Origin of the sequence: Pseudarthrobacter sp. NPDC092439 (assembly GCF_044754945.1) — a bacterium.
GTDB lineage: Bacteria > Actinomycetota > Actinomycetes > Actinomycetales > Micrococcaceae > Arthrobacter.
This window is the reverse complement of record NZ_JBIVQB010000006.1, coordinates 161,782-179,253: the sequence shown is the minus strand read 5'-3', so window position 1 is coordinate 179,253 and position 17,472 is coordinate 161,782. Positions and strand designations below refer to the sequence as shown.

16 protein-coding genes are annotated in these 17,472 nt (G+C 66.1%); 7 read left to right on the top strand and 9 right to left on the bottom strand.

Annotated elements, in window-relative coordinates; all coding sequences use genetic code 11:
* The first annotated feature begins 11 nt into the window (after positions 1 to 11).
* A complete protein-coding gene (locus ACIQCM_RS13595; protein ID WP_400606798.1) occupies positions 12 to 1,988 on the top strand; it encodes an SIR2 family protein in 1,977 nt (658 codons plus the stop codon).
* A gap of 340 nt (positions 1,989 to 2,328) precedes the next feature.
* On the opposite strand, the gene ACIQCM_RS13590 is transcribed toward ACIQCM_RS13595, so the two are convergent.
* From ACIQCM_RS13590 to ACIQCM_RS13570, 5 genes are all read right to left on the bottom strand, one after another.
* On the bottom strand, positions 2,329 to 2,703 hold the full coding sequence (locus tag ACIQCM_RS13590) for a hypothetical protein (protein ID WP_400606796.1): 375 nt from the start codon (positions 2,701 to 2,703) through the stop codon (positions 2,329 to 2,331).
* A gap of 20 nt (positions 2,704 to 2,723) precedes the next feature.
* On the bottom strand, positions 2,724 to 4,322 hold the full coding sequence (locus tag ACIQCM_RS13585) for a radical SAM protein (protein ID WP_400606794.1): 1,599 nt from the start codon (positions 4,320 to 4,322) through the stop codon (positions 2,724 to 2,726).
* Position 4,323: 1 nt separating this feature from the next.
* The gene (locus tag ACIQCM_RS13580) at positions 4,324 to 4,668 is read right to left on the bottom strand and encodes a hypothetical protein (RefSeq protein ID WP_400606792.1); all 345 of its coding nucleotides are present in this window, start codon (positions 4,666 to 4,668) and stop codon (positions 4,324 to 4,326) included.
* On the bottom strand, positions 4,665 to 5,423 hold the full coding sequence (locus ACIQCM_RS13575; RefSeq protein ID WP_400606790.1) for a prolipoprotein diacylglyceryl transferase: 759 nt from the start codon (positions 5,421 to 5,423) through the stop codon (positions 4,665 to 4,667). The genes ACIQCM_RS13580 and ACIQCM_RS13575 overlap by 4 nt, the downstream gene beginning before the upstream one ends.
* Positions 5,424 to 5,633: 210 nt before the next feature.
* On the bottom strand, positions 5,634 to 6,371 hold the full coding sequence (locus ACIQCM_RS13570) for a FadR/GntR family transcriptional regulator (RefSeq protein WP_400606788.1): 738 nt from the start codon (positions 6,369 to 6,371) through the stop codon (positions 5,634 to 5,636).
* 228 nt (positions 6,372 to 6,599) lie between these two features.
* On the opposite strand from ACIQCM_RS13570, the gene ACIQCM_RS13565 reads away from it, so the two are divergent.
* Together ACIQCM_RS13565 and ACIQCM_RS13560 are read left to right on the top strand one after the other, a co-directional pair.
* Positions 6,600 to 8,198, top strand: a complete 1,599-nt coding sequence (locus ACIQCM_RS13565) for a PucR family transcriptional regulator (RefSeq protein ID WP_400606787.1) — start codon at positions 6,600 to 6,602, stop codon at positions 8,196 to 8,198.
* Complete coding sequence (locus ACIQCM_RS13560; protein WP_400606784.1) at positions 8,195 to 9,148, top strand: glutaminase; 954 nt, start codon at positions 8,195 to 8,197, stop codon at positions 9,146 to 9,148. The genes ACIQCM_RS13565 and ACIQCM_RS13560 overlap by 4 nt, the downstream gene beginning before the upstream one ends.
* 25 nt (positions 9,149 to 9,173) lie before the next feature.
* Here the strand turns inward: ACIQCM_RS13560 and ACIQCM_RS13555 are convergent, their stop codons facing one another.
* Positions 9,174 to 9,503, bottom strand: coding sequence for a GYD domain-containing protein (locus tag ACIQCM_RS13555; protein ID WP_400606782.1), 330 nt, complete (start codon positions 9,501 to 9,503; stop codon positions 9,174 to 9,176).
* 262 nt (positions 9,504 to 9,765) lie between these two features.
* Between ACIQCM_RS13555 and ACIQCM_RS13550 the strand changes: the two genes are divergently transcribed.
* Genes ACIQCM_RS13550 through ACIQCM_RS13535 form a run of 4 tightly spaced genes read left to right on the top strand, consistent with a single transcriptional unit; the run spans position 9,766 to position 14,637 of the window.
* The gene (locus ACIQCM_RS13550; protein WP_400606780.1) at positions 9,766 to 10,524 is read left to right on the top strand and encodes a LamB/YcsF family protein; all 759 of its coding nucleotides are present in this window, start codon (positions 9,766 to 9,768) and stop codon (positions 10,522 to 10,524) included.
* Positions 10,521 to 12,170 (top strand): 5-oxoprolinase/urea amidolyase family protein, encoded by a 1,650-nt coding sequence (locus ACIQCM_RS13545; RefSeq protein ID WP_400606778.1) that lies wholly within the window; start codon positions 10,521 to 10,523, stop codon positions 12,168 to 12,170. The genes ACIQCM_RS13550 and ACIQCM_RS13545 overlap by 4 nt, the downstream gene beginning before the upstream one ends.
* A gap of 11 nt (positions 12,171 to 12,181) precedes the next feature.
* Positions 12,182 to 13,918 (top strand): acetyl/propionyl/methylcrotonyl-CoA carboxylase subunit alpha, encoded by a 1,737-nt coding sequence (locus ACIQCM_RS13540; protein ID WP_400606776.1) that lies wholly within the window; start codon positions 12,182 to 12,184, stop codon positions 13,916 to 13,918.
* Between the two features lie 32 nt (positions 13,919 to 13,950).
* Positions 13,951 to 14,637 carry a GntR family transcriptional regulator gene (locus ACIQCM_RS13535; protein WP_400606773.1) on the top strand — a complete coding sequence of 229 codons (687 nt, stop codon included), beginning with the start codon at positions 13,951 to 13,953 and terminating at the stop codon, positions 14,635 to 14,637.
* Between the two features lie 139 nt (positions 14,638 to 14,776).
* Here the strand turns inward: ACIQCM_RS13535 and ACIQCM_RS13530 are convergent, their stop codons facing one another.
* The 3 genes from ACIQCM_RS13530 to ACIQCM_RS13520 are packed head-to-tail and all read right to left on the bottom strand — an operon-like array spanning position 14,777 to position 17,466.
* Positions 14,777 to 15,427 (bottom strand): LysE family translocator, encoded by a 651-nt coding sequence (locus ACIQCM_RS13530; RefSeq protein WP_400606770.1) that lies wholly within the window; start codon positions 15,425 to 15,427, stop codon positions 14,777 to 14,779.
* A gap of 39 nt (positions 15,428 to 15,466) precedes the next feature.
* Positions 15,467 to 16,252: a putative hydro-lyase gene (locus ACIQCM_RS13525; RefSeq protein WP_400606768.1), complete on the bottom strand. Its 786-nt coding sequence runs from the start codon at positions 16,250 to 16,252 to the stop codon at positions 15,467 to 15,469.
* Positions 16,249 to 17,466 carry an NRAMP family divalent metal transporter gene (locus ACIQCM_RS13520; protein WP_400606766.1) on the bottom strand — a complete coding sequence of 406 codons (1,218 nt, stop codon included), beginning with the start codon at positions 17,464 to 17,466 and terminating at the stop codon, positions 16,249 to 16,251. The genes ACIQCM_RS13525 and ACIQCM_RS13520 overlap by 4 nt, the downstream gene beginning before the upstream one ends.
* Between the last annotated feature and the right edge of the window lie 6 nt (positions 17,467 to 17,472).

Sequence of the window (17,472 nt, the reverse complement as noted above, 5' to 3'; positions counted from 1 at the left end):
AAAGTGGGCTCATGACGAGCCCCGCGCCCCATGAAGATGCACTTCTGGCTTTGGCATTTTCAGTACGTGCCAACCCTGGCGGATACGCGGTTCTACTAGGCGCAGGTGTATCAGCACCCAGCGGGATTCTGACTGCATGGGGCATCGTGGAAGACCTCATCGGGCGAATAGCCGATCTGATCGGGCAGAGCAGGCCTGACGATCCCGCGGCATGGTATGAAGAGCGCTATAGCGAACCAGCACGGTACGAGAACTTGCTGGAAAAACTGGCCCCATCACCACTGGAACGCCAACGCCTTCTGCGTGAGTACTTCGAACCGGCAGATCCCGAAGACGACTCGCCCGACAGAAAACCGACTCTCGCGCACCGGTCCATAGCGCGTCTGGTCAAAACTGGAACGATTCGGGTAATCGTTACGCTCAACTTTGACAGGCTGATGGAACAAGCACTCAGAGCTGAAGGAATCGAACCCACAATCGTGGCATCTGCAGCCGACGTAGCTGGCATGGCCCCGGTTCACACGCTCAAATGTTGCGTTGTCCACCTGCATGGCGACTACCTGAATCCTGCGTCAATGCTGAACACGACGGCAGAACTCGATTCCTACGGCCCACAAATGCTTGACCTCCTTCATAGGATCATTAAGGACTATGGGCTGATCCTTGCCGGGTGGTCCGGCACTTATGACCCCGCGTTGGTCGACGCCATCAAAACAAACTATCCAGCGAGGTACACCCTCACCTGGATCGAACCGCGCACACAGACTCCTCCCGCCACAGAGTTCCTCACCCTAATGGGAGGACTTCTGCTTCCCACTGATGCCGATACCGCCTTTGGCCTGCTGGCGGATTCCGTGGGTGCTCTCAACTCGCGGCGGGCACGTCATCCACTAACCCCCGCGCTGGCGGCAGATACGGCCAAACGAGAGCTGTCTGGAAGATGGGTCGCCATCGGTCTACATGACACCCTTGGGATCGAATTTGAACGCCTCCATCGCATTCCAGAAGTGAACCTGCAGGACTACCAACAAGAAGCTCCAGACGGATACCTGGCGATGCTTGAGCGCGTGGAAGAGGCAAGCAAAGTACCGGGCGCTTTGGTAGCAGCAACCGCTTACTGGGGTAATGAGCAATCCGATAATTGGTGGATTGACGAGTTGGAACGCTTCTCACGGCGCCCCCGCGTCTCCGGGTTAGTCAAGCTGCAAAATCTTCGACGAGTAGCCGGGACAAATCTCTTTTATGCGGCAGGCATTGCTGCCCAGGCATCGAAGCGCTATTCGCTGGTGGGGAAGCTACTGTCCCGCCGCACTTCGGATCCTTACGAAGGAGAACAGCTCTTAGCAAACATCTTGGAGGCGGACCGTGCGCTGGAAAACACTCCTTCTCGCTTGTACCGTTTTTTGCGGCCGCTTCTTGAGCAGTCTCTCTCCATCACCCCTGCGGCTCTCGAGGATGCATGGCAGCAGTTTGAGGTTCTACGCATCGTTGCAGCCATCATGAGCGACTCACGCTACAGCCAACTTCTTGAGGGGTTCCACCAAGAGGAATCTAAGTTGTTGGAGGCTCAAGAGGCCTTCGAAAGGGCAGAATCTGTGGGAAGCGGCATTGACGAGGCGCGAGTACTGCGTGCGCAGGCTGCGCAAAGCAGAGACCGCTCCCTCGGTGAACTCGCCCACAGGGCTCCTGTACGCGGTGCTCATCTCTTGGCCGTCGACCGTCGATTGGATGAGCGCTGGCACTGCCCCGTAGCGGAACATCTGGCCAGAGAGCTTGATATCGAAGGAGATGCCCACCCTCTAGTTCAAGCGGGCTTGGGTAAGGATGCCACGGCTTTGTCAGTGGCCGCCCGAGCGGCGAGTGCTGCGGTGGGATCGATTGCCCATGATCTTTCCTGGCGAGATGTTGGCCCTGGGTTTGCTTCCTTCATACCTGACGAAATATGGATTGATTCGGGAAAAACACCATCTCAGATTGCTTCCCGCTGATCTGGGCACGGGCCGCCGTTGACCTTGGTTAGTGCTATCCCGTGGGCCCTGTACGGTCGAAGGACCATCGAAAATGCGGTACGAACAGCTCCCCGTGAGTGACTGCCGGTGGTGCATTTTGGTGCAGAAGTACATGTGGGCATCTGGGCGCACCTGTGAGGAAAGTGCCGGAGATCGCTGAGTTTCCGGGAGTTTCGACGCATCACCCTGAACCCACTTGGCCGCCGAAATGGGTTCAAATCCCACCGTCACCGCCAATAGATAGGCCCCCGCGCCCCTTGTGCATCAAGGAAAGCGGGGGCCTTCGCTTTGCCGCAAGACGTCCCTCGCGGCTGCCGGCTCAGAATCCGAGCCATCGTGCGGTTAGCGCATATATGCCCCATGATCCCGCGGCAAAAAGGATGCCCAGGTAAGCCAGAACAAGCCTGGTGTCGCGGAGGTAGCACTTGGACTTCGTCAGGCCCCGCCGTCGGGCCTTCCAATAACCTGCGAATCCGATGGCGGCGAACACAGCCAGTGCCACCGGGCCGGCGGCCCAGCCCAGCAGTGCAATGGTCGCGAAGATGCAAAGCCGCAGCGGATCGAAGGGCGGCGGTGACTGCGGATCGGCGTCGGGATCAGGCAGGTGCCCATGCCGGGCTGCATGCTTGTAGCGCACCAGGTGCGACGGTGTCGGCCCGGCGGCTATCCGCCGGGCGTCGGAAGCGGAACTCATCATCCCTCCTTATCCGCTGCTCAGACCTGCCGGACCGGGAGGAGCCGGGTGCCCGTGGCTGTGCTCATCCGATGCCTGGCCAGGGCGGGCCAGGCCTGGACAGCGCAGAACGGGGCACACTGGTGATCGCCGGCGTCGCTCTTTGTGCCCACGTGCACGCAGCACTGCGTGAGCCGTTCCTCGATCATGGTCGAGATGTCCATGAAGGGCTTGACCATTATCCGGGTGATCCGTTCGCCGAGGAGCCGGCGCAGGCGCTGCTGCTGCCCTGGAAGCTTGCCGGCAGCCAGGGTGGTCAGGGTACCGATGCCGAGGTCGCACTGGGTGCAGACGTTCTTCCAAAGATCCAATGTCCGCGGGTGGGACAGCGAGGACTGCTCACTGAGCAGGTCCAGCAGTGACGTCTTCATGAGGTTGCGCAGCTCGAGTGGAATGGCGCTGTCGGCGATGCGGTTGGCGATGGTGTCGGGGTTGAGTTCCAACCAGGCGAGCAATTGGTCGTGCCCGATGAGCGCTGTCAGTGAGCGCCAAACCCCTGCGTCGTCCTTCAGCATGTAGCCCACGGATGCACAATGCGGATGTGAGCACGGAAGGGCTGTCAGGTCGTGCCATGAGACCACCCCACCGGTTTGCTCTTCGAGCCGGTCCAGCACGCCCGTATGAGTAAGCCTGTCCATCGGGTCGATGCCGTGGCCGCGCCCGGAACCGAACACCGGCTGCAGCGCGACACCACCCACGAACGGGGTTTCCAAAGCCCTCATAACGACGGCGCCCACCTCGCCGTCGTTGACGCCGAGGGCCGCCGTCATCGTTAGGGTGGTGAAGATACCTGCCTCGGACAGCCGCTCGATGGCCAGGTCTTTGAACCGGGTCAGGTCCCCGCCCCGGTGGTGGATGGATGCTTCCCTGGACGGGCCGTCGTATTGGAGGTAGACCTCGACACGGTCCCGGTGACAGGCCAGCAGTGCCAGCAGTTCGTCGTCGGTGGCTATCAGCATGCCATTGCTGTTCACCATAATCCGGACGATCGGCCGGGCAACGAGCTCGTCCAGAAGTTCGGACAGATAGGGATACAGCGTCGGTTCGCCGCCGGAGAGCATCAGCACGTCCAGCCGCCCGTTTTCGCGGGCAAGCCGGGTGTCGATATTGGCGAGGACTTCGCTGAGCGGTGCGACTCCCTGCAGCTGAGGTCCCGAGGCGGTGAAGCACGTTGGACAGCGCAGATTGCAGTGCTCAATGATGTCCTGCAGGAGTATGCACGTATGCTGCGTCTGCATGGCGGGCAGCCCGTAGGCATAGGCCGCGGGGACCGGACGATAGTTGCCGTCCTGGTCCGGGATGTGTTGCTTCGTGGGCGCCTGCCACCTCTCCAGATAGCGCAGAATTTCCGGGGACTCGTCGTATAACGTCCTGACAAGCCCGTGATCCGGACAGCCGCGTTCAAGCCAGACCCGGTCATCGCGGATCAGCAGCGCACCGGAGAGCCGCCGAACCTCTTCAAGCGGGAGATTCGCTTCGTGGCACTGGGGACAGAACGCCGTGACGTACCGGTGGATGCGGTCACCGCGCAGCGGCTGTCCGGGACCCGGCAGCGCCTGCCGGGAAGAGAGCCCGCTCATCTCAAGCCCTCATCTGCGACAGTGCCATGACGCAGACGCCGCCGCCGAGCAAAGTGAAGACACCAAGGCCAATCAACAGTCCCGCGCCCAACTGCGAAGTGCGCGGCCGGACCGTCAGAATGCCCGCGACGGCCAGATAGACCGCAATGGGTATGAACACCGCGGGCCCGGCGAGGAAGGTTCTATAGCCCTGGTCCGGAGCAATACCCGCAGTTGTCCCGAAATAGAGGGCGTAGAGGGCAACTGCCCCCACCAGGATCCCGAGCGCCATCAAGCCGCGAATGGGCTGGGGCTCCTCCCGATGCGGCGGCGGGTCCTGCGGAACGTCGGAACTGTCCTCGCTCATGCTGGTCTTTCCTCCAATTTCGGGCGGAGAGGTTTCCCCAATACCCGCAGCATCCGCCAGAGCAGCAGGGGGAGGATCACGATGAGGAACCACTGGGGACGGCTCATCCCCAGCCAAATGATTTCGTTGCCGCGGACGAACTCGACGCCGAAGCGGAACAAGGCGTAGGCGGTGACATAGGAGACGAACAGGTCGCCGGCCCGGTGAAGGCGGTCCCTATACCGCCACATGAGCGCGAACGCGGCCATATGGAACACGATTTCATAGGCAAAGGAGGGGTGGAGCCCTACGCCGGGGACTCCACCCAGCATTGCCGCCTGGGACGGCGTCAGCATAATCCCCCATGTTCCCCCGGTGGGGGTGCCGGGCAGTTCGGTAAGGAGACACCCGATGCGCCCCATGATCAGGGCCAGGGCAACCGCTGGGGCCAGCAGGTCACCGGTCGATTCACGGTAACCTGTCAGCCGTTTACCCACGTGGACACCGAGCCAGGCGCCCACCAGGCCCGCGAGGATGCTTCGGTCGCCGTTGCCCCACCAGTCAGCGAGGGACATCTGCCGGGAAAAGTCCCACGTCAGCAGTCTCGATCCGAGGGCCCCAAAGGCGATGGCGAAACCCGCGATCGGCCACAGCCGGGGATCGGTTAGGCCCCTGCGCCGCTTCTCATAGGCATAGAACAGGAGGGCTGCGAGGATTCCCAGCCCCAACAAGCCGGCGTGCACCAGCCCGTCTCCCGCGAAGGGAAGCCCGGTCATGAGCAGAGTGTAGCAGTGGAGATTCCCGTTCCCGGGTCACCTCGGACAGCCGCGTCACCCTCCCGTTTGTCCAAACGATGCCAGGCTCGGGATCCCATTAGGAACGTGCGGGAGCGGGGCATACTGCAGTGGCAAGAGAGGCTGCGCCCACCCGCCGCCGGCCATGCCGTTCGGCCACATGAAGCATCCCTGGCAATGAACCCTTGATAGCTAAACGCCCTGGCGGGCAACGTCCCGGAGCTCGCGGCGGATGCCGTCGAAGTGGCGCTGCAGCCGCTCGGAGGCGAGCGCCTTGTCCCGGTTGGCCACCGCTTCGTAGATGTCCCGGTAAGCCTGCGCCTGCTCCTCGGGGTTGCCGCGGCCGGAACCCAGCGCCTGGTGAATCTGCCGGTGCACCTGCCAGAGGACGTCCATGAGGCTGTTCAGCACCTGATTTCCAAGGGGAGCGTAGAGGCAACGGTGGAATTCGGCGTCGTGCCCGGCCAATGGCCTGCCCTCCAACGCGGCTTCCTGCATGGCTTCCATGGCCTCTTTAAGGCCGGCCAGGTGTTCTTCGGTGAGAAGTTCGATAGCTGGGCCGATCAGGCCGGATTCGAGGGCCTGCCGGACGTCGATGAGCTCCATGACTTCTTCGCCGTTGTGGCGCAGGGAGAGGCGGCCGCGGAACGCCAGTCCGGACGCAAGCGCGCTGAGGTTGTTGGGGGCAACGAACATGCCGAAGCCGTGGCGGATCTCTATCACTCCGAGTGCCTGAAGGACCTTGAGGGACTCGCGGACGGTGTTGCGGCCTACGCCCAGCTCGGAGGAGAGCTCATTCTCCGTGGGCAGCGCATCACCGACATCCAGGCCGCGTTCCAGGATGAGGTCCATGATCCGCGATTGGAGCGCCTCGGAACGGATTCGCGCACCAAACCCTGCAGGCGAAACCGCTGCCGGCGCTGTTGCCACGTCATCTCCTTAGACCGCGTTTCCCGCGGGACCGTTCTTCCTCCCAGTTTACGGAAACGTAACACGGGACTTCCGTTGTTTGGCATCGTATGGGAGCCGGCGGTTCGGAACGCGGACCAAAGAAAGTCCGTACCGGTTGGGCCAGGTTCCATATTTAGGGCCCGGTGCGCTCGATACCATGTGGTGACCGGACAGAGGCGTCCGGTGGATCGACTCTAAAGGGAGCCCATGGCCGCGCTGACGGTGGACGATATCCTCTCGGACCTCCCTGTAGGTTTCGCCAGCCTGATCCTGCGGCCGGCAGTGCCGGAGTCTGCGATTGAGCGGTTCATGATCCTCGACGCCGATGACGGGCCGGCGGACTCGGACTCGGCCTTCGTCCTGCTCATCGGAGTACGCGGCCGCGCCGCCCTGCCCGCCCTGCGGCGGCTCCTGGCCACCCCGCCGCCGGTGGTGGCGGTGAAGGGAACCCGCGAGGACCTGGCGGACGCCGAGGAACTGCTCCGCGCTGCCGGGACCGGCCTGCTCCTGGTGGATCCCGGCGCGGACTGGGACCGGCTGCTGTCGATCGCCAAGGACCGGACCCAGCCCCGCAGCTACCAGAGCGAAGTCCTGACCCTCCTCGAAGAGGACCTGTTCGCCATTGCGCAGACGACCGCCCGGCTTACCTCCAGCCATGTGGTCATCGAGGACGCAGCCAACAAGCTCCTTGCCTATTCCACCGTCTCGAATGACATCGACGAGCTCCGCAAGGCCTCCATCCTGGCCCGGCGGGGTCCGCGCAAGTATGAACTGCTGCTCAAGGACCTTGGCGCCTACCGCGAACTCCACCGCACCCGGCTCCCGGTGCGGGTCCCGGCAAGGCCGCAGGACGGACTCCGCGAACGTGTCGCGGTGGCGCTGTTCGCCGGCAAGCGCATCATGGGGTACATCTGGCTGCAGGAAACCGGCGAGGGGTTCGGGCCGGACATCGACTACGTCCTCAGCGGCGCGGCTGCCAGGGCCTCGGCTGAGCTCATCCGCTACCGCAACCAGCAGTCGGTGCATATGCAGGAGGACCGCATTGCACGGCTTCTCTCGGGTCCGGACGAGGCCGCCGCAAGCGCACGCAGCGAAAAAATTCCCGAAGACCGTCCCGCTGCCCTCATCCTTCTCGGCCTGCCGGCAACCGAATCACAGGCCGATGACGCCGCACTCAAACAGGGCGAGCTCGCTAACCTCGCTTCCATCCACGCCGCCGCGTACAAAACCTCGGCGGTGGTCGGCCAACACAAGGGCCAGCCGGCCGTGGTCGTTCCGGGCCTGCAAACCGCCGGAGCCGAGGCCGGGCTGCGCTCGCTGGCCGAAGCGATCATCCGCGACGCGGGAAAGCACCTGGGCATCCACCCCTTTGCCGCAATCAGCCCCCTGGTCCCGGAGCTGGCCGCCCTCCATTCGGTTACGCTCACAGCCGAGGCGCTGCTGGCCTGTGCGGCTACTGCCGACGACACCCGGGTAGCCACGCTGGACGGCTTCGAAGGAGAAGTCCTCTTCCGCGAGGCCGTGGAGAACTTCACCTCCTCGCCGTTCCGGCACCGCAAACTAGCGGCGCTGCTGGCGACTGACCGCGAACTCGCGCTGACCCTGCAGGCCTACTTTGACGCGTGCCTGGACGTGGCGGAAGCGGCGCGACGCCTGGTCCTCCATAAGAACACCGTTTACTACCGCGTCAGCAAGGCGGCCCGCTCCACCGGCCTGGCCTTCGGCAACCCGCGTGACGCCCTGGTGACCCTGCTGCACCTGCAGGAATGGGCAGCTAAGCACCCAAAGAACGAAAGCACCTCATGACCACCGCACTCGATGCCCCGCCACTGGCCCCGCTGCTTGCGGATATAGTGCGCAGGCACAGGCCGCGCCAGGAGGGTGGCCGCACCCCCGCGAACATCCCGTTCCTGTCCACCGTCCCCTACGACAGGTTCGGAATCGCCGTGGCCACCACGTCCGGCGACGTATTCAGTTCCGGTGACGCAGGCGTGCCCTTCTCCATCCAAAGCATCTCCAAGGTGTTCACCTTGGCCCTTGCCCTCCAAAGCAGCAATCCCGAAACGCTGTGGTCCCGGGTCCTCCGCGAGCCATCGGGCACGTCCTTCAACTCGCTCGTGCAACTGGAGGCGGAACTCGGCATCCCCCGGAATCCGTTTATCAATGCGGGCGCCCTGGTGGTGACGGACCACCTGATGCAAGAAACGTCCGACGCCGCCGCGCAGCTCGTGCGGTTCCTCACCGAACAGGCGGGAGGCACAGGGCCCGGGAGTGTGGGCGGCACACCGTACATTGACGAGGCCGCTGCTGCGGGCGAGCTTGCCCGCAGCAGCCGCAACCTCGCGCTGGCCCATTTCCTCAAGGACTTCGGCAACCTCGTGGCGCCGGCGGAAGCCGTGGTGGAAAACTACGTGCGGCAGTGCTCAATCATGATGACCTGCACCGGCCTTGCCAGGGCAGCCCTGTTCCTCGCCCGGGACGGCCAGGGCAGGCGGGGGACCGTGCTGTCCCGAAGCCAGGCCAAGAGGATCGGCTCCATCATGCTCACGTGCGGTATGTACGACGCGGCCGGCGAGTTCGCCTACCGCGTGGGCCTGCCCGGCAAGAGCGGAGTGGGCGGCGGAATCCTGGTGGTGGTTCCCGGCATCTGCACCATTTGCGTCTGGAGCCCCCGGCTTGACGCCAAGGGAAATTCACTCGCGGGCACGGCGGCCCTGGCCGACCTCTCCGAACAGACAGGCTGGTCCGTCTTCTAGCCCCCCACCGGGACTCCGTCCACCCTTACGCCGAACCCGGCGGCCGATATCTGATGCCGCCGGCCGTCCGGAGCGCCTCCATCGTCTCCTCGACGGTCAGCAGCACGGTGGTGTCGAAGGAGCTTAACGCTCCTCCCCCGCTGATCGCCAGGGCAACGGCTGCCATGGAGACGTTGTCGGGCGCCTCCCACAGGTTGTAGCCGTCATGGGCGCCAAATCCGTACCAGAATCCATGGAGCTTTCCGCCCACCGACTCGATATAGGCCTGCGCTGCCATCCGCCTGTCCTCGGGATGGTCGATCAGCCGCGACCACGTCTCCGGCGTGTAACTGAACTTTGAAAGATAAAGAGGCATGGTCCTGTCCTGTCGCTTTGGACGCCGGACTCTCCCTTACCCACAGGATGGCAGAGTGGTCCCCCGCCGGCAACGCCTTTGGCTGCGCGTTTCCCCGCCCCTCTTCCCCCGCGAGGTGGCATTTCGCGGCAGTGCTTGCGGGAAACACTGCCGCGAACTGCCACCTCGCGAGGGGTGGGCAGGTGGACACGGATAAATTGTTGAACAATCTGTGATTCTCGTGCATCCTAGGGAGACCACTTAAAAGGAGACGGGAATCACCATGGCCTTCATTGACCTCAACAGCGACGTCGGGGAATCGTTCGGCAACTGGACGATGGGTGACGACGCCGCGATGTTCCGCTCGGTCTCGAGCGCCAATGTGGCCTGCGGCTTCCACGCCGGGGACCCCTCCACCATTGCCCAGACCTGCCGCGACGCCGTAGCGGCCGGCATCACCATTGGAGCGCACGTGGGCTACCGGGACCTTGCCGGCTTCGGCCGCCGCTTCCTGGACTGCTCCCCCACCGAACTCGCCGATGATGTCCTGTACCAGCTCGGGGCCCTGGACGCGCTGGCCAGGGCGGCGGGCGGCCGGATCCGCTACGTCAAGCCCCACGGCGCCCTCTACAACACCATCGTCACCCACCAGGTGCACGCCCAGGCCGTGGTCGACGCCGTCAAGGCTTTCGGCGGGGACCTCCCGCTGCTGCTCCTGCCGGGCTCCGTCGCGCTCACTGCCGCCGAGGCAGCCGGCCTGCGCGGTGTCGCGGAGGCCTTCGCGGACCGCGCCTACAACCCGGACGGCACCTTGGTGTCCCGCAGGGAACCGGACGCCGTGCTCCACGACGAGGACGCGGTGGCGGCCAACATGGTCCGGCTGGCCACCGAGGGCACCATCGTGGCCCGCGACGGCTCCGTGATCCGCACCTCCGCCGAAAGCATTTGCCTGCACGGCGACACCGCCGGCGCGGTCTCCATGTCCGCGGCCGTCCGGCGCGAACTCGAGGCCGCCGGCGTCACCATCCGGAGCTTCGTGTGAGTTCCCCGGACATCCGCTGGGCCGGACCCCGCGCACTGCTCATCGAGCTCGGCTCCCTGGAACACGTGCTGGCCCTCCATGCCCAGCTGCTGGAACACCCGCCGGCCGGCCAGGTGGACGTCCTCGCGGCTGCGCGGACCGTCCTGGCCGTGTTCGATTCCCGCGCCAACGCGCAGGCGGCGCGCGCCGCCGTCGCGCTTTTGGACAGCAGCCCCTCCGCCGATGCGGCCTCCTCCGCTGATCCGGTGCGGATCGAAGTGGTGTACGGCGGCGAGGACCTCGCCGAGGTGGGCCGCCTCACCGGCCTGGGTGCCGATGGTGTGGTGGCAGCCCACACCGGCCAGCTGTGGACCGCCGCGTTCGGTGGCTTCGCGCCGGGCTTCGCCTACCTGGTGGGCGAGAGCCAATCCCTGAACGTCCCGCGCCGGAGCACCCCGAGGACCTCCGTTCCCGCCGGATCAGTGGCGCTGGCCGGCAACTTCTCCGCCGTCTACCCGCGCAGTTCCCCCGGCGGCTGGCAGCTTATCGGGCGCACCGCGGCGCGGATGTGGGACCTGGACCGGGACCAGCCCGCGCTGATCCGCCCCGGCTGCACCGTCCAGTACGTGGCCGTCCGCGAACTCGTGGAGGTCTCCGAACCGGCCGGCGGGGCCCCGGCCGCCCCGCAGGCAAACGCACCCGCAAAGGCTGAAACCAGCGCCGGCCCGGCCCTCGAGATCGTCATCCCCGGCCCGCAGTCCCTGATCCAGGACTTGGGCCGGGCCGGCTACCGCGACCTGGGCGTCTCCGCCGCCGGCGCCGCGGACACGGCCAGTGCCCGGCAGGCCAACCGGCTGGCCGGAAACCCGCCCGGCGATGCCGTGATTGAAAACGTCTTCGGCGGCCTCACCGTCAAGGCCCGCGGCGAGCTCACCGCAGCCTTGAGCGGAGCACCCGCCCCGGCGGAGATCGAGGGACCGCACGGCTCCCGTCCCGCCCCCATGTACGCACCCTTCGCCCTGCACGACGGCGAGTTCCTGCGCCTGGACCGGCCCACCGCCGGACTGCGCACCTACCTGGCCGTCCGTGGCGGAATCAACGTCCCGGCGGCACTGGGCAGCCGGTCCACGGACCTCATGTCCGGCATCGGGCCGGAGCCCCTGGCCGACGGGACCGTACTCCCGGTGGGCGAGGTGGCCCGCGGCCGGATCGTTGGCGATCCGGAACCGTCCACCCTCCCCGACGACATTGCCGCCGGCGCCATGGACCGGCCCGTGGTCCTGCGGATCACCACCGGCCCCCGCGACGATTGGTTCACCCCCGGGTCCCGCGAAGCCCTCACGGCCCAGATCTGGTCCGTGACTCCGGAATCCAACCGGATCGGCCTCCGCCTGGGCACCACCGGAACGGGAGCCGCGCTGGAACGGTCGCGGACCGAGGAACTGCCCAGCGAAGGCGTGGTGGCCGGGTCACTGCAGGTCCCGCCGTCGGGCCTTCCTGTCCTGTTCCTTGCGGACCACCCGGTGACCGGCGGCTACCCGGTGATCGGCGCCGTCATCCCGGAGGACCTGCCCGCAGCGGCGCAGCTTCCGCCCGGCACTTCCCTCCGGTTTGTTGCCGTGGACCCCGAAACGCTGCAGCCCCTGACCTCCGCTCCGAGCCTGTGAAAGAAGCCACCATGAAAAAAGTACTTATCGCCAACCGTGGTGAAATTGCTGTCCGGATCGCCCGCGCCTGCGCCGATGCAGAGCTGGCCTCCGTCGCTGTCTACTCGGACCCGGACGCCGACGCGCTGCACGTGCGGCTCAGTGACGAGGCCTACGCGCTGGAGGGCTCAGCCAGCTCCGACACTTACCTGAACATTGAAAAACTGCTGGCCGTGGCCACGCGGGCGGGCGCCGACGCCGTGCACCCGGGGTACGGCTTCCTCTCGGAGAACGCTGACTTTGCGCAGGCGGTGCTCGACGCCGGACTGACCTGGGTGGGCCCGTCGCCGCAGGCCATCCGGAGCCTGGGCAACAAGGTCACCGCCCGGGAGATCGCGGTCCGCGCCGGCGCTCCGCTGGTGCCCGGCTCGGACGGACCCGTGGCGGACGCGTCCGAGGTGCGCGCCTTCGCCGAGGAGTTCGGTGTGCCGGTGGCCATCAAGGCGGCCTTCGGCGGCGGCGGCCGTGGCCTCAAGATCGCCTACCGGCTCGAGGACATCGAGGACGCGTTCGATTCAGCCGTCCGTGAGGCAACCGTGGCGTTCGGCCGCGGCGAGTGCTTCGTGGAACGGTTCCTGGACAAGCCCCGGCACGTGGAGGCACAGGTCCTGGCAGACACGCACGGCAACGTGGTGGTGGTGGGCACGCGCGACTGCTCGCTGCAGCGCCGCAACCAGAAGCTCGTTGAAGAAGCACCGGCGCCGTTCCTGACGGACGAGCAGCGCAGCCGCATCCACGAATCCGCCCGCGCCATCTGCCGCGAAGCCGGCTACACCGGCGCCGGCACCGTGGAGTACCTGGTGGCGCCGGACGGCGTGATCTCGTTCCTGGAGGTCAACACCCGGCTCCAGGTGGAGCACCCGGTCACGGAGGAAACCTCCGGAATCGACCTGGTCCGCGAACAGTTCCGGATCGCGGCTGGCCTGCCGGTGTCCATCACTGAGGATCCGGTGCCCGTGGGCCACGCCTTCGAGTTCCGGCTCAACGCCGAGGACGCCGGCCGCGGCTTCCTGCCCTCCCCCGGCCCCGTGGACGTGTTCGAGGCGCCAACCGGCGCCGGCATCCGCGTGGACTCGGGTGTCCGCTCCGGCTCCGTGATCCCGTCCGAATACGACTCCCTGATGGCCAAGCTGATCGTCCACGGCGCCGACCGCGCCCAGGCCCTGCGCCGGGCCCGCGCCGCCCTGGACGAGCTCCGCATCGAAGGCGTCCCCACCGTGGTCCCGTTCCACCGGGCCGTGGTCCGCGACGCCGATTTCACCGCCGGGGACCGCCTGGGCGTCTACACCACCTGGATCGAGTCCGCCTTCGCCACCCGCCTGGCCGCCGCACTCGAAAGCGGCGTGGAAGGCCCCCTGGCCAAGCGCGAGACACTCACGGTGGAGCTGGACGGGAAGGCCGTGCAGCTGGGTCTCCCCGCGAAGGTCTTCAACGCGCTCATGCACGGTGGGGGCGCCGCCGTCGACCATTCCGCTGCTCCCGGGACGGCGGCCGCGGACGGTGTGGTGACCGCCCCGATGGGCGGGAACCTGGTGAAGTGGCTGGCCGACGACGGCGCCGAAGTGGGTGCCGGACAACCGGTCGCTGTGCTTGAGGCGATGAAGATGGAAACGGTGGTTCCCGCCGCCGGGGCCGGCACGTTCAGCCGCGGACCGCAGGAGCCCGGCGCTGCCGTGGCGCGCGGAGAGGTCCTCGGAACGGTCGGTTAAGATTTAGGGTCGGAGATATTGGGGGAAAGGCTATGGATACGGTGTTGGACGGTACCAGGTTGGACGGCATGGCCGAGCACGCGCACACCACGGCGTGGGTGGCATCCGTGCTGCGCAACCGGATCGCGGCCGGTGAACTGACGCCCGGGTCCAAGCTCTCCGAGCAGTCGCTCTCTACTGCCCTTGGAGTCTCCCGGAACACCCTGCGGCAGGCCTTCACTACGCTGGCGAGCGAGTCGATCGTGCACCGCATCCCGAACCGTGGAGTGTTCGTGTCATCCCCGGGAGTGGACGAAGTCCGCGAAATCTACCGCGTCCGCCGCGCCATCGAGCCGGCAGCGGTGATGTGGAGCTCGCCCACGCCCGCCACCCTTGCCACCATGGAGGCCGTGGTGCAGCGCGCGCAGGCAGCCCGTGACGCCGGGTCGGTGGCGGAGATGGCCGATGCCAACCAGGCCTTCCACCGCGAAGTGGTGGGACTGACCGGAAGCCACACGTTGCAGTCCCTGATGGACCGGGTGCTCGCCGAGATGCGCCTGGTTTTCCATGCCATGTCCTCCGCACCGGACTTCCACAGCCACTACGTGGACCGCAACGTGCAGCTGGTCACGCGGCTGCGGGCCGGCGAGAACGAGAAGGCCGCCCAGGAGCTTCGGGAGTACCTGGACACGGCCGAGGCCGAGCTGCTGGGGCACCTGCTCTCCAGCGCAAGAGCCTAGGACCCTCTCTCACTTAAGGCGGCAAAATCCCGCACCCTCTCTCACTTACCGGCGGAAAGCCGGAAGTCCAAGTCCCCGGGTGAGAGAGGGTTTCGATAAAAGCGGCATTAAGTGAGAGAGGGTTTCGGGGAGAGGCGTCCTAGCTGGTGGCGCCGGATGCCACCACGCCAAGGCCGAGCGCGGCGATGATCCCGCTGCTGGCCCGTTCCACGATGGTGCTGACCTTGGGGCGCTTCAGCCACCGCATCGCCTTGAACGCCACCACGGCAACAACCGACAGATAGGCAAAGGCAATCAGCGCCACGACGACGCCGAGGATCAGGGACGTGCCCATCGTGTCGCCGCCGTGCGGGATGAACTGGGGCACCACGGCGAGGTAGAACAGGCCGACCTTGGGGTTGAGCAGTGTTGACAATGCCCCCGCCCCCAGTGCGGAGAGCCTGCTGTAAGGAAGCGGGGTGTCCCCTCCTTCTCCGGCAAGTCCGGTCTTGGCGGCCTTAGCGGCCCGCCGGGACTTAATGAAGGAGGAAACCCCGAGGTACACCAGATAGAGGCCGCCCGCGATCTTGAGCCAGCGGAAGAGTTCCGCGGACTGCTCCAGGAGCGCAGCCAGGCCCACGCCAACCAGGGCGGCCCAGACTATCGCGGCACCCGCCGAGCCGGCCGCTGCCGCAACGCCGGCACTGGGCCGGTTCAATGCAATTCGCAGCACCAGGAACGTGTCCGGCCCGGGCGTCAGGGACAGAACGAGGCACAGCCCCGCGAAGGCAATCAGGGAAGCGATAGTCACGCCCCCGATTATGCAGCACGGACGCCGGTCCGCGCGCCTTCAGGGGATCAGGTACTCGCTGTCCCGGGCGTCCGTGATGAGCATGTGCCCCGGGGCGTGGCCGATGGCCAGCGGCGGCCGCGACTGCATCACCGCGGCCTGGGGCGTCACACCGCATGCCCAGAACACGGGGATGTGTCCGGCGGGAATCTGCACTGCGTCGCCAAAGTGGGGGCGGGACAGGTCCGTAATGCCCAGCTCCTCGGGGTTTCCCACATGCACCGGCGCGCCGTGGACCGCCGGGTAGCGTGAGGTGATCCGGACCGCATCCGCCACCTGGGCAGCGGGGACCGGACGCATGGAGACCACCATTGGCCCGGACATCGAACCGGCCGGGGCGCACTCCCGGTTGGTGCGGTACATAGGCACGTTAACACCCTGGTCGATGTGCGCAATGGAGATCCCGCCGTCCTGCAGGGCGGCTTCGAAGGTGAACGAGCATCCGATCAGGAAGGTCACCAGGTCATCGCGCCAGTGCTCCAGGATGTCTGTGGGTTCGTCCACCTTTTCGCCGTCCCGGTACACCGTGTACTTGGGCACGTCCGTACGGATGTCCCCTCCGGCCAGGAGCGGCCCGCTGGTTTGCCCGGGTTCGAGCACCCCCAGGATGGGGCAGGGCTTGGGGTTGCGCTGGGCGAAAAGCAGGAAGTCGAAGGCATGTTCACGCGGGAGGGCCAGGACGTTCGCCTGGGCAAACCCCCGGGACCAGCCTGCGGTGGGTTCCACCAGCCCGCCGCGGAACGCTTCGCGCGCCGCGGCGGGTTGTGCTGTTGCGCGGTGCATCATGCCCACAGCTTGGCGAGGCCCATGACCGAGTTCCAGCCGAGAAACAGGGTCAGCAGCCAGGTCAGGACGCCGACGATGAGCAGCCACTTGGGGTAGGCATAGCCGTGCATGAGGTCGCGGCGGCGCCAGGCCACCCAGAGCAGGACGGCGAAGCCCACCGGGAGGATCAGGCCGTTGAAGGCGCCGGCGAAGATCAGCAGCTGCTGCGGGGCCTGGCCAAGGAACATGTAAATGATGGCGCAGCCGGCAATGAACGCGACCGTGATGAGGTTGCGCTTGCGCTCCGGGGTCCTGGAGGAGGTGATGAATGAAACGGAAGTGAACGCAGCGCCGATGACGGAGGTGATGGCGGCGGCCCAGAGGACCACTCCGAACATCCTCATTCCTATCTCACCAGCGGCTGCGCCGAAGGCTTCTGCCGCCATGTTGTTGCTGGAAAGCACGGTACCGCCGGCCACCACGCCCAGAATGGCAAGGAAGAGCAGGACGCGCATGAGGCCGGTGACCAGAATGCCCAGTACGGAGCTGCGGGTGATTTCCTTGACGTGCTCGATGCCGGTGGCGCCGGAGTCCAGCATGCGGTGCGCGCCGGCGTAAGTGATGTAGCCGCCTACGGTGCCGCCCACCAGCGTGGTGATGATCAGGAAGTCAACGGTTTCGGGAAGGAACGTGTTCTTCAGCGCTTCGCCCACAGGAGGCGCGGCAACGATGGCCACGTAGATCATCAGCAGGATCATGAGCGCGCCCAGCATCACCACAACGCGGTCCAGGGCCATGCCCGCCTTCTTGCTGAGGAAGATCAGGATGGCCACCAGCGCGGAGGCGATGCCGCCTACCTTGGGGTCCACGCCCATCATCGCATTGACGCCCAGACCCGTACCGGCGATGTTGCCGATGTTGAAGACCACGCCGCCCAGGAAGACGAGGCCGGCGAGGAACCAGCCGACGCCGGGAATCACCTTGTTGCCGAGCTCCTGCGCCCGGAGGCCTGTGACACCGATGACGCGCCAGACGTTCATCTGGACGGCGATGTCAATGAGGATCGAGGCCAGGATCGCGAACGCGAAGGCCGCGCCGATCTGTGCCGTGAAGACCGTGGTCTGCGTGATGAAGCCCGGCCCGATGGCGCTGGTGGCCATGAGGAACATGGCCCCGAGGAGAGCCGTTCGCCGGGCTGAGGAGCTCAGGTTCAGTTTTGTGCCGGTGTCTGCCATGGGTCC